We start from the raw sequence: 10596 nt of genomic DNA, 5'->3' as shown, positions 1-10596 counted from the left end.
CCTTCAGAAGAGACGCAATGAAAAAACCAAACAAGGTCGCAGGCATCAACAAAAACGACATGCTCGTAAAGGCAGACTGACCGCTTCATGCCTCACCCCCTGCGCGACGGCGCGCTCGGCACCTACCTGTCCGAGCGCATCCGCCCCCTGTTCCCGGGACTTCTGGTCGCGGTGCTGGTCGCCCTCGCGGCCCAGTTCGTGGCCGAGCATTACGGCGCCCCGGCCATGCTCATGGCGCTGCTCTTCGGCATCGCCCTGAATTTCCTGTCGGAGACCGAGCGCACCGCGCCGGGCATCGGCTTCACCGCCCGCACCGTGCTGCGCTTCGGGGTCGCCGTGCTTGGCGCGCGCATCTCGTTGGAGCTCTTCCTCGCCATCGGGTGGGAGATGATCGGCCTGCTGGTCCTCGGCGTGATCCTGACGATCCTGTTCGGCGTCGTTCTGGCACGCTTCATAGGGCAGGGGCCGCGCTTTGCCATCCTGACCGCGGGTGCCGTGGCCATCTGCGGTGCGTCCGCCGCGATGGCCATCGCCGCGGTGCTGCCCAAGGACGAGAAATCCGAGCGCAACCTGCTCTTCACCGTGTTCGGGGTCACGCTTTTGTCGACAATCGCCATGGTGCTCTACCCGATCCTGACGGGCGCGCTGGGGTTCGATGACACCACCGCGGGCATCTTTATCGGCGCGACCGTCCATGACGTGGCGCAGGTGGTCGGCGCGGGCTTCTCGATCTCCCAGGAAACCGGCGAAACCTCGACCATGGTCAAGCTGATCCGGGTGTCGCTGCTGGCGCCCGTGGTGTTGCTGATCGCGCTCTGGTGGCGCAGCGCCGGCGCGCCCGCCGAGGGGCCGCGCCCGCCGCTGGTGCCGGGCTTCGTGATCGGGTTCCTGGTCCTGGCGGGGCTCAACTCCCTCGGCCTGATCCCCGCGGGGATCGCCGCCTGGTTGTCGAGTGTCTCAAGCTGGGCGCTGCTGTCGGCCATCGCCGCCGTTGGGATGAAGACCGACATGAAGGCGATGTTGCAGGTGGGCGGTGGTCCCATCGCACTGATCGTGGCGGAGACGGTGTTCCTGGCGCTGCTGATCCTCGGCGGGATCTACCTGCTGCGCGGGGTCTGAGCCGGGTCAGGCTGCCAGCAGGGCCGCCGCCTCATGGGCCCGCAAGGCCCGCGCGGCCATGGGACCGTACCCGGCCTGCATCCGCAACTCCGGGAAGAGCTGCAGCAACTCCGCCTGCGCCAATCCGTCCAGCGCATCCAACGCCATCTCCCCGGGATAGAGGCTCTCGGACAGGCATCCCTCCGCCTCCACGATCGCATGGCTCTCGCAAAGGAAGTGACAGTAGCGCACCTGTGCCTTGGGCACCCGCCGAACCCCGGGCAGGGCGGTCAGGCTTGTCGCCGCCAGCAGCACTTCCGGCACTCCGAATAGCAGCTCGGCCTGCCACGCGCGCATCAGGATCCTATGCTGCGGCGAGACCCGGAGCGGCGCCGCCGCCCCCAGAACCCCCGTGCCGATCTCCACAGGGGCCAGGGCGTCCCGGCCATCGACCACCGTCTGCCCGACCCAGCGGATGCGCGCCTCCGGGTCGTCGCGCGTCCAGACCCGGTCGCCGGGCCGCAACGCCTCCACCGGGCGCAGCCCGTCCGGCGTCCGGATCCGCGTCCCGGCCATGAAACAGGGCACGAAATCGCGGTAGTCGCTGTCGCCGTTGTTCGACCCGGCCACCTTCACGTAGGACACGCCGGGTTCCAGCGGTGCGGTCAGCCCGATCCCCCAGATATCCTGCGCCACCCCGTTCTGGGAGAACACGAAGATATCGATCCGGTCGCCCACCACGTTGCCGTTCTCATCCAGCGCCCGCAGGGTGATGCGGCTTTCGGATTCCACCCGGGTGCCATCGGCCACCAGCCCGGCGCCATCCAGCACCACGTGCCGGTTGGGGTCGTCATCGTCGAACTGCCGCGTGTCGTTTCCCCGCCCGCGAATATCGTCGATGGCCACCGTCACCGGCGCGCCGCCCTGGTAGACGAAGATCGTCCCGTTCGGCGTGTCGGAATTGTTGATGATCGCGGCCCCCGGTGTTCCGGTCGGGCTGCTCGTGGCGATCTGCAATACCTCGTTGTCCAAGGCCAGGAGCTCTCTGCGCGGCATGCCATTCCTTCCCTGCTCCCCGACCACCGGGGCAGCGCCGCGTCACCCGCACGCGGTCTGTCTGACAGGTAAGTCGCCCTGCAAGCTGATTTGGTTCAAATTTTAGGAACAAGGCAAGTCACAATAGGGACTGCGCGGACCTCCGCCCGGTTCAGAAGCGGAATTCGACGCCAAGTCCGCCGGAAATCAGCGTATTGTCCTCGATGATCGGACTGTCGGTCACATCATCGGGCAGGAAATCGGCGCGCAAGGTACCTAGCAGCGACCAGTTCTCGCCAATCGGCATGACCCCCCGCAGCCCCACGAAAGGCACCAGGACCGAGCCGGGGTCATAAGACGGACGCCCGGCCCGCGCCTCGTCATCCGACACGCCCCAGATATAGCGGCTCAGATCGCCGTCCTGCCAGGCCCCGCCGGCGGAGAAATCCAGCCGCACCGACCCGAGCTGCTGGCGCAGGCCCACCCGCAGGCGCGCCTCCTGCCCGTCATGCTCGCCGGTGAACTCCTGCCGCAGGTCCGCCCCGACATAAAGCCGCCCCACGTCATAGCGCAGCTCCACCGCCGCATCCCCGGTCACGCGCCGGTCGATCCCGTCCAACTCCGGCCCGTCGGTGGAAATCAGCCCCGAAAACCGCGGCCGCGCCGCCACCGTCAGCCCCCAGGGCCCGGCATCCCAAACCTGGTAGCTCACCCCGTTGGTGCTCAGGGAAAACGGCCCGTTGCGAAAATTGATCAGGGGCAGGGGGATCACGTCCGATCCCTGGCCGATATACGGGTTGGTATCCGCCGCCACCAGGCCCCCGAACGAAAACCCGTCAGGCCGCCCCTCCTGCGCCTGCGCGGTAGCGGGGATCAGGGCAAGGCCAAGGACAAGAAGGCGTACGGTCATCTTCATGGAGGCAGGCTACACGATTCGAAAACGGTTGTCTTTCAGACATATGGCGTGCGGAGTTCAGACGTCCAGAACCGAGCCACAACCGCCACGAAAAAACCGGTTCCAACGGGTGTTCCGGACAGAACCGGTCGCTGGAAAGACGCAGCGCCCCCAGAACCCCGTCCGGCCTCGGGGCCAATCCCCCGACCAAACCAGCCACCCGCCGGCCCGCCGCGCAGCCCCGTCCGCGCCGTCAGGCCAGAGGCCCATGTCCCGCGCGACCCGAGGCGCCTCACGGTCGCATCTCCCGCATGGCGACCTCCTGATGGTAGTGCTTTGCCCATAAAGCCCGCCTGGCGGCACCGCCGGGCAGCGCCCGAACCGCCCCCGTCACGCCGGCGGCGTGCCTGCCGCACGACGCGGGCGCTCACGCCCATCCTCGGTCCGGGCGCTGCCCTCGGCCCTCAGGACCACTTGCCAACCCCCCAAATCCGCCGCATATCCCTGATCATGACAGAGCTCTCGCGCATCCGAAACTTCTCCATCGTGGCTCATATCGACCACGGCAAGTCCACCCTTGCGGATCGTCTCATCCAGGAGACGAACACCGTCTCCGCGCGGGACATGAAGGAGCAGTTGCTCGACGCCATGGATATCGAGCGCGAGCGCGGCATCACCATCAAGGCCAACACCGTGCGGATCGACTACACCGCCGATGACGGGCAGGACTACGTGCTCAACCTGATCGACACGCCGGGCCATGTGGACTTCGCCTACGAAGTCTCCCGCTCCATGCGCGCGGTCGAGGGCTCGCTGCTGGTCGTCGACAGCACGCAAGGCGTCGAGGCGCAGACGCTCGCCAATGTCTACCAGGCCATCGACGCGGATCACGAGATCGTGCCTGTGCTGAACAAGATCGACCTGCCCGCATCGGATTGCGACCGGGTGGCCGAGCAGATCGAGGACGTGATCGGCATCGACGCCTCGGGCGCCATCCGCGTTTCCGCCAAGACGGGGCAGGGGATCCACGAAACGCTCGAGGCCATCGTCCACCACCTGCCCGCCCCCAAGGGCACCCGCGACGCCCCCCTCAAAGCCATGCTGGTCGACAGCTGGTACGACGCCTATCTCGGCGTGATCGTCCTCGTCCGCATCATCGACGGCACCCTCAGGAAGGGCGAGCGCATCAAGATGATGTCCAACGGCACCGTCCACCATGTCGACCGCATCGGCGTCTTCCGTCCCGCCATGCAGCCCGTGGACGAGCTCGGCCCGGGCGAGATAGGCTTCCTGACCGCCTCCATCAAGCAGGTCCGCGACACCCGCGTCGGCGACACCATCACCCACGAGAAGAAGGGCGCCGAAACCGCGCTCCCGGGCTTCAAGCCGTCCCAGCCGGTGGTCTTCTGCGGCCTCTTCCCCGTGGACAGCGCCGAGTTCGAGGACCTGCGCGACGCGATCGAGAAGCTCGCCCTCAACGACGCCTCCTTCAGCTACGAGATGGAAACCTCCGCCGCCCTCGGCTTCGGCTTCCGCTGCGGCTTCCTCGGCCTGCTGCATCTCGAAGTGATCCGCGACCGGATCGAGCGGGAATACGATATCGACCTCATCACCACCGCGCCCTCGGTGATCTACCACGTCTACATGCGCGACGGCACCATGCGCGAGCTGCACAACCCCGCCGACATGCCGGACCTGACCCATGTGGACCACCTGGAGGAGCCGCGCATCAAGGCCACCATCCTCGTGCCCGACGACTACCTCGGCGACGTGCTGAAACTCTGCCAGGACCGCCGCGGCATCCAGATGGACCTGACCTATGCCGGCGCCCGCGCCATGGTGGTCTACGACCTGCCGCTGAACGAGGTGGTGTTCGACTTCTACGACCGGCTGAAATCCGTCACCAAGGGCTATGCCAGCTTCGATTACCAGATGATCGGCTACCGCCAGGACAACCTGGTGAAGATGCAGGTCCTGGTGAATGACGAGCCGGTGGATGCGCTGTCGACCATGGTCCACCGCGACCGGGCCGAGGCGCGCGGCCGGGCGATGTGCGAGAAACTCAAGGACCTGATCCCCCGCCACATGTTCAAGATCCCGATCCAGGCGGCCATCGGCGGCAAGGTCATCGCCCGCGAAACCCTCTCGGCCCTGCGCAAGGACGTGACCGCGAAATGCTACGGCGGAGACGCGACCCGCAAGCGCAAGCTCCTGGACAAGCAGAAGGCGGGGAAAAAGAAGATGCGCCAGTTCGGGAAAGTGGATATTCCACAGGAAGCATTTATCTCTGCACTCAAGATGGATGGGTAAACGAAGTCAGACCTTTGCTAGGGTAGGTGCCGGTTTCTCGGCAATGGCAGCCCTTGTCTGGCTTCTTTGGCCAAGCGATCTCACGTTTGTAGATAACCCTGAAGCTTGGTTTGTTTTTGGGACATGCCTCATTGTTTGGCTGCTTGCTGAGATAAAGCAGAGTGAGGAGCTCTCATCGTCTTCGGTTACCCAGAATGATATTCGCAATGGGCGAGAAATATTGAAGCTGCACCGAGGGTCTCTTAGATACCTGCTTTGCGACGTAGACCTGTGGAACTTCGTTGATAGTGACCTCTACTCAGAAGCGCGGTCTGTTTGCAACCGTTGGGACGACGATTCTTTATTCTTCCATAACAAGGCTCTGAATGAGGATTTGCATAAAGTTGTGAAGAGCCTTGACGCGCTCAGCATGAAGGTTGCGCATGATACTGTTCCAGAATTCGTCGCTGGAAAGATGCGCACAGGTTACAAGCCATATCATATAGTTAAAGAAGATGAGTATGAATTGAGGCGACGGGAGAGTAAGAAAGCTAATGAGCTGGCTAACCAAGCCTGGAATGACCTTGATCAGTTAGCGAAAAAAATTCGTGATCAGATGCCGCAAGTATTGGATGAACCTCTCTAAGTTGCGAGCAATTGAAGATTGCTGGTTGGTGGTAACCTTTGAGTGGTAGTAATAGCCAAATCTCCGATTTGGCAGCGCCCGAACCGCCCCCACGGGGCGGGCGCTTCGCTTCCCGCCCCTCGGTCCGGGCGCGCCCTCTGATCAGATCGCATCCCCAATGACATCGCCCCCGACTTCGATTATCTTCCTTCCATGCCGACTGTCTTTCGGGCCGACGGGTTCCGCTTCTTCTTCTATTCAAACGAAGGCGATCCGCGTGAACCGGTCCACATCCACGTCATGAAGGGCGACGGCGAAGCGAAGTTTTGGCTGCATCCGGTGTCGGTGGCCCGCAGTTCCGGTTTCGACGCGCGCACGCAGCGCCGTCTGGCCGTTCTGGTCACTGAGAACGCGAGCGTGATAGAGAAGGCGTGGCATGACCATTTCCGCGACTGAGGTCCGGTTCGACGACGATTTCATGTGGGTTTATCTGCAGGATGGACGCGCTTTTGGCTTGCCTCTCACTTGGTTCCCTAGCCTAAAGAAAGCGTCTGATCGGGATCGAGAAAACGTTCAACTTTCGCCCTTTGGCTTGCATTGGGAGTCTCTAGACGAGGACCTTTCCGTAGCAGGGCTGCTTTCGCAGGCTAGGTCTTTCTGGAGGAAGCATCGGGGTGCAACTAAGCGCAGAGGCAACCGACGTATCTCTGCGAAGATGCCCGTTTTGCATGCCCCTTCTCAGTATCGAGGCATAAACAGAAAGAGCGCGGCCTAAACAAGTCTTGTTTCTCTGCCCGAAGCGTCTCGACAGCGTGGGCGCTGCTCGCCGAGGTGCCGAAACTCGCGGCGTTGTAGGGCACCGCGCCCCCGCCCATCTTGACCCAAATCATACTATCCCACTCATCTTCCCCCCACACTCCTCCCAGAACACGGAGGAGCAAACATGGACACCACGACCGCCGAAGCCACCCTGCGCGCCCGCCGGGCCGAGATCGTCGGAGACCTCGCCCGGATCGAGGATGCGCTGGACGACACCCCGCCCAAGGACTGGGAAGACCGCGCCTCCGAGCGGCAGGGCGACGAGGTGCTCGAGGCCCTCGGTCACGCCGAGCAGGCGGAGCTGACCCGCATCGACGCCGCGCTCGACCGCATCGCCAAGGGCATCTACGGCACCTGCCTCAAATGCGGCGACCCGATCGCCGAGGCGCGCCTCAAGGCCGTGCCCACCGCCCCGCTCTGCGCCACCTGCGCGGCGGGCTGAGCGGCCGGAACTTCTGCCCGGTCCCCGCGTTGACATCTGGAAAGGAGGCCAACCATGGACCGTCTGAGCATCTTCCTCACCCTCATGAGCGGTGCGCTGATCACCGGCGCGCTGGTCATCACCCTGTTCTCCCTCGGTTACTATTCCGCCTGGGGCATCGCGATTTCCGCCCTGCTGGGCTTCGCCCTCGCCTGGCCCTCGGCCTATCTCGTCTCGCGCCGGATCAAGCGCCGCGACCCGGAATGGGATCACCGGCGGATAGAGCGGGACGCGGCCCTGAAACCCTCCGCGCCGGAGGTCTGAGCCGCCTCGATTTGACCGGGATCAAAGACGCGGCGGAGACTCACCTCTTATAGTTGGGCAGTCAGCACAGCCATACGAAGGGGTCTCCGATGATCCGTCTTGCATTCATTCTCTACGCCCTGATCGGCACGACCCTGGCGGGGACCTTCATGGTCGCCGCCCTCACCGCCGGGTACACCACGACCCAGCCCGTCGTCATCACCGCGGCGCTCGGCTTCCTGCTCGGCATTCCGGTTTCCTATCTGGTGGCGCGCGCAATCACCTCCCAAGCCTGACGCGCGCCCCCAGTCGACGTCGGGGCGGGGGCCCTCCCAGCGCCGCCCCGACGTCCTAGAACTTCCGATCCGAATACGCCGCGCCGCAGCAAGTGGCGCGGTTTTTGCTGCGCCGCCGCGCAACACCACCGTGCGGAGGTGCCCGACACTTGCCCGACACATGTCCGACGCGGGCCCGACGGCGATCCGACGCTGTCAGACCCGCCCGTTCACCTCGATCAGGTTCCCCTCCGGATCCGTCACATAGACATGCCGCAGCCCCGGAATGGCAAACTCCCCGGTGACCGAAAACGGCACCCCCGCCGCCGTCAGCCGGTCGATCACCGCCTGCAGGTCGTCCACATGGATCGCCACGTGACCGCCCTCGCTGGGGTTGTGTATAAGGTTGTTTTTGCTCGCGAATTCCGGGTCCGGCGCGATCAGGTGCAGCCCCGTGTGCCCCTCCCGCCCGTCGCCCAGCAGCGCCAGCTTGTCCGGATCCCCCGGCAGGTAGCCGCGGCTTTCGGGAAACACCCAGTCGCGCTCGGTCATGCCCAGGATCTGGGTGTAGAACGCGGCCGTCTTGCGCACGTCCCGCGCCTGCAGGTTCACATGATGGATAGACCATCCCATTGATATACCTCCCCTTTTGACGGGCAGGCTATCATGGTTCGCAGGCTCAGGATACCCCGCGCGCGGCCTCGGGATGCTCGGCCATGAACGTCCGCAGGGTCGCGAACAACTCCCGCGCATGGGCCAGATCGTCCGCATGCAGCGCCGCCCGGATATCCTCGCAGATCATCTGCTGCACCTTCTGCGGCCCGTGATGCTGGTGCATCAGGTAATTGCCCAAAAGGCTCGCCGTCATCAGTCCCACATGCTCATGCTCGGCCAGCGCCGCGATCTCGTCGCGGGTCAGGTCGGTCAGGTCCTCGATATCGTCCAGCGTGATCATGGCTCCCCCCGATTTACCAAATCTTCACCAAATTGTCGCATAGTCCAATGCTCTCCACCTTGAGCCACGTCAACCCGTGCGCCGTCTGACATGGATCAAGGCGCGCAATGCTGCGCCGCAGTATATCCGCGCCATGCACCGCTTGCCGCTCACCGTTTTCAGCCTGATTGCGCCGACGCTTGCGGGGGTGGGCGTGGTGATCGGGCTGGTCGGCGGACTGACCAGCGGTATGGGCCTCGTGCTGTCAGCCGGGGCCGGGGCGGTGGTCGCACTGCCCGTGAGTTGGGCCGTGGCCCGGGCGCTGTCCGGCCCCCCGAAGACAGGAGAAGACCCATGAAGATGCAGGCTTTTTTCGTGATTTTCGCCGTGATGGCCGCAACCCTCGGCCTCGCCGCGGGCCTCTTTGCCGTGAGCGTGGGGGAAACCGCCGCGCCCGCCGTGGCGCTCGCGGTGATTTCCGGCGTTCTGGCGGCCCTGCCGGCCAGCTGGTTCGCCCTGCGCAGCGGCGCTTACGCTTAACCGGGCGTTAACCCTGCCGGGGCGACGCTGGGGCCATGCGCATCGCGGCCCTTCTGATGTTCGGGATGCTCTCCGGCTGCTTTGCACCGGGGATCACCTTCCAGTCTCCTCCGCCCCAGCGGGTGGCCATGGACGGCTATACCTTCGATCTCTATTTCAACGGCCAGGTCGTGCGCGGCGTGCGCGTCAATCGCGGCAAACCCGTCTCGCGCACCCATTTCCAGGCCGCTTTCGTCCGCGCGGTGCAGGCGGGGCTGTCCTGCGACGTGCTCGGCAGCACTTTGCGCGGCGACCTTGTCCTGCTGACCGCTGAGACGATTTGTCCGAATTGAGAGCGCTATCATCCCCCTTGGCTTGCGGCACGTCAAGGCGCCCCGGCAATCACAGGCCTAGGCTGCGGGCGAGGCATGCCGCGAGACCTCGGGTCTCAAGCGCGGTGCCGCGCCGGAACGGGAGTGATGGGGGTGCCCTTCGGGGCACGCGTGTCCGATGCCGCCGCGCCTGGCATGTCTCATCTCCCTTGCTGCAACCATCCTGCGCCGGGCACCCGGCTCAGGCGTCGAGGAAGTCCGTCAGCCGCGCGATGAACGGCCCCGGCGCCTCCGCATGGAGCCAATGGCCCACGCCCGGAATCGCGTCCCGGTCGGCCCCGGGGAACAGCCGGTCGATCTCCGCCCCATGGGCGGGCAGGACATAGTCCGACGCGCTCCCGCGCAGGAACAGGGTCGGCCCGGTATAACGCCCGTCGATCTCGGGAAACCCCATGATCCGCGGCATGTCGCGGCGCAGGGTGGCGAGGTTCAGCCGCCAGCGCGGCCCGCCCTCGGCCCGCAGGTCCAGCGATTGCGTCAGGAAGGCGCGCGTCGGCGCATCGGGCACGTCGGCCGCCAGTGCGGCATCCGCGTCCGAGCGCTTCGTCACCGCCGACAGGTCCACCCGCTCCATCGCGTCGATCAGCCCAACTTGCGTCCGGTCATAGGTCACCGGCGCGATATCCGCGACCAGCAGGCGCGCGACCATCTCGGGCTGGCTGAGCGCCAGCACCATCGCCGCCTTGCCGCCCATGGAATGGCCCAGCACATCCGCGCGCCCGCCATGGGCCGCGATCACCTCGGCCAGATCGGCGGCGAGGTCGGGGTAGCTGTGGCTCTGCGTATGGGGGCTGTCGCCGTGATTGCGCAGATCCACCGCCAGCACCTGCCGGTGCTGCGCCATCCGCTTGGCGATCGCGCCCCAGTTCTTCGCCGAGCCGAAGAGCCCATGCACGATCAGAAGGGGCGGCGCCTCCGTGGCCGCGCCATGGATCACGGTGTTGAGCATCGCGGTCTCCTTTCCCGCCCCGTGCTAGCGCGCCCGCCCGCC

16 protein-coding genes are annotated in these 10596 nt (G+C 65.2%); 11 read left to right on the top strand and 5 right to left on the bottom strand.

Features of this window, described 5'->3' with window-relative positions; genetic code table 11:
* The first annotated feature begins 87 nt into the window (after window positions 1-87).
* Window positions 88-1119 (top strand): YeiH family protein, encoded by a 1032-nt coding sequence (locus tag PVW48_RS17140; protein ID WP_274582209.1) that lies wholly within the window; start codon window positions 88-90, stop codon window positions 1117-1119.
* A gap of 6 nt (window positions 1120-1125) precedes the next feature.
* On the opposite strand, the gene PVW48_RS17135 is transcribed toward PVW48_RS17140, so the two are convergent.
* Window positions 1126-2154: a Hint domain-containing protein gene (locus PVW48_RS17135; RefSeq protein WP_012177484.1), complete on the bottom strand. Its 1029-nt coding sequence runs from the start codon at window positions 2152-2154 to the stop codon at window positions 1126-1128.
* A 151-nt stretch (window positions 2155-2305) separates the two neighbouring features.
* Window positions 2306-3043: a MipA/OmpV family protein gene (locus PVW48_RS17130; RefSeq protein ID WP_274582208.1), complete on the bottom strand. Its 738-nt coding sequence runs from the start codon at window positions 3041-3043 to the stop codon at window positions 2306-2308.
* A gap of 495 nt (window positions 3044-3538) precedes the next feature.
* Here PVW48_RS17130 and lepA point away from each other — a divergent pair, with 495 nt between their 5' ends.
* From lepA to PVW48_RS17095, 7 genes are all read left to right on the top strand, one after another.
* Window positions 3539-5338, top strand: coding sequence for a translation elongation factor 4 (lepA, locus tag PVW48_RS17125; RefSeq protein ID WP_274582207.1), 1800 nt, complete (start codon window positions 3539-3541; stop codon window positions 5336-5338).
* Between the two features lie 43 nt (window positions 5339-5381).
* Window positions 5382-5963: a hypothetical protein gene (locus PVW48_RS17120; RefSeq protein WP_274582206.1), complete on the top strand. Its 582-nt coding sequence runs from the start codon at window positions 5382-5384 to the stop codon at window positions 5961-5963.
* Between the two features lie 192 nt (window positions 5964-6155).
* Complete coding sequence (locus PVW48_RS17115) at window positions 6156-6398, top strand: DUF4160 domain-containing protein (protein WP_274582205.1); 243 nt, start codon at window positions 6156-6158, stop codon at window positions 6396-6398.
* The gene (locus PVW48_RS17110; protein ID WP_338020479.1) at window positions 6379-6717 is read left to right on the top strand and encodes a DUF2442 domain-containing protein; all 339 of its coding nucleotides are present in this window, start codon (window positions 6379-6381) and stop codon (window positions 6715-6717) included. The genes PVW48_RS17115 and PVW48_RS17110 overlap by 20 nt, the downstream gene beginning before the upstream one ends.
* 168 nt (window positions 6718-6885) lie before the next feature.
* Window positions 6886-7203, top strand: coding sequence for a TraR/DksA family transcriptional regulator (locus PVW48_RS17105; protein ID WP_274582204.1), 318 nt, complete (start codon window positions 6886-6888; stop codon window positions 7201-7203).
* 54 nt (window positions 7204-7257) lie between these two features.
* Entirely contained in the window at window positions 7258-7506 is a 249-nt protein-coding gene (locus PVW48_RS17100; protein WP_012177490.1) for a hypothetical protein, read from the top strand.
* A gap of 89 nt (window positions 7507-7595) precedes the next feature.
* Window positions 7596-7781, top strand: coding sequence for a hypothetical protein (locus PVW48_RS17095; RefSeq protein ID WP_012177491.1), 186 nt, complete (start codon window positions 7596-7598; stop codon window positions 7779-7781).
* A 195-nt stretch (window positions 7782-7976) separates the two neighbouring features.
* On the opposite strand, the gene PVW48_RS17090 is transcribed toward PVW48_RS17095, so the two are convergent.
* Both PVW48_RS17090 and PVW48_RS17085 read right to left on the bottom strand, forming a co-directional pair.
* Complete coding sequence (locus PVW48_RS17090) at window positions 7977-8393, bottom strand: VOC family protein (protein WP_012177492.1); 417 nt, start codon at window positions 8391-8393, stop codon at window positions 7977-7979.
* A gap of 46 nt (window positions 8394-8439) precedes the next feature.
* Window positions 8440-8715, bottom strand: a complete 276-nt coding sequence (locus tag PVW48_RS17085) for a hypothetical protein (protein WP_012177493.1) — start codon at window positions 8713-8715, stop codon at window positions 8440-8442.
* A gap of 76 nt (window positions 8716-8791) precedes the next feature.
* Here PVW48_RS17085 and PVW48_RS17080 point away from each other — a divergent pair, with 76 nt between their 5' ends.
* The 3 genes from PVW48_RS17080 to PVW48_RS17070 are packed head-to-tail and all read left to right on the top strand — an operon-like array spanning window position 8792 to window position 9566.
* Window positions 8792-9052, top strand: a complete 261-nt coding sequence (locus PVW48_RS17080) for a CTP synthetase (RefSeq protein WP_274582203.1) — start codon at window positions 8792-8794, stop codon at window positions 9050-9052.
* Window positions 9049-9234 (top strand): hypothetical protein, encoded by a 186-nt coding sequence (locus PVW48_RS17075; protein ID WP_274582202.1) that lies wholly within the window; start codon window positions 9049-9051, stop codon window positions 9232-9234. The genes PVW48_RS17080 and PVW48_RS17075 overlap by 4 nt, the downstream gene beginning before the upstream one ends.
* 35 nt (window positions 9235-9269) lie before the next feature.
* The gene (locus tag PVW48_RS17070; RefSeq protein ID WP_012177496.1) at window positions 9270-9566 is read left to right on the top strand and encodes a hypothetical protein; all 297 of its coding nucleotides are present in this window, start codon (window positions 9270-9272) and stop codon (window positions 9564-9566) included.
* 220 nt (window positions 9567-9786) lie between these two features.
* On the opposite strand, the gene PVW48_RS17065 is transcribed toward PVW48_RS17070, so the two are convergent.
* Window positions 9787-10554, bottom strand: coding sequence for an alpha/beta fold hydrolase (locus PVW48_RS17065; RefSeq protein ID WP_274582201.1), 768 nt, complete (start codon window positions 10552-10554; stop codon window positions 9787-9789).
* Window positions 10555-10596: the final 42 nt, after the last annotated feature.

This window comes from Dinoroseobacter sp. PD6 (assembly GCF_028807315.1).
Lineage (GTDB): Bacteria > Pseudomonadota > Alphaproteobacteria > Rhodobacterales > Rhodobacteraceae > Dinoroseobacter > Dinoroseobacter shibae.
The sequence above is the reverse complement of the archived record's forward strand: the minus strand, read 5'-3'. Positions and strand labels throughout refer to the sequence as shown.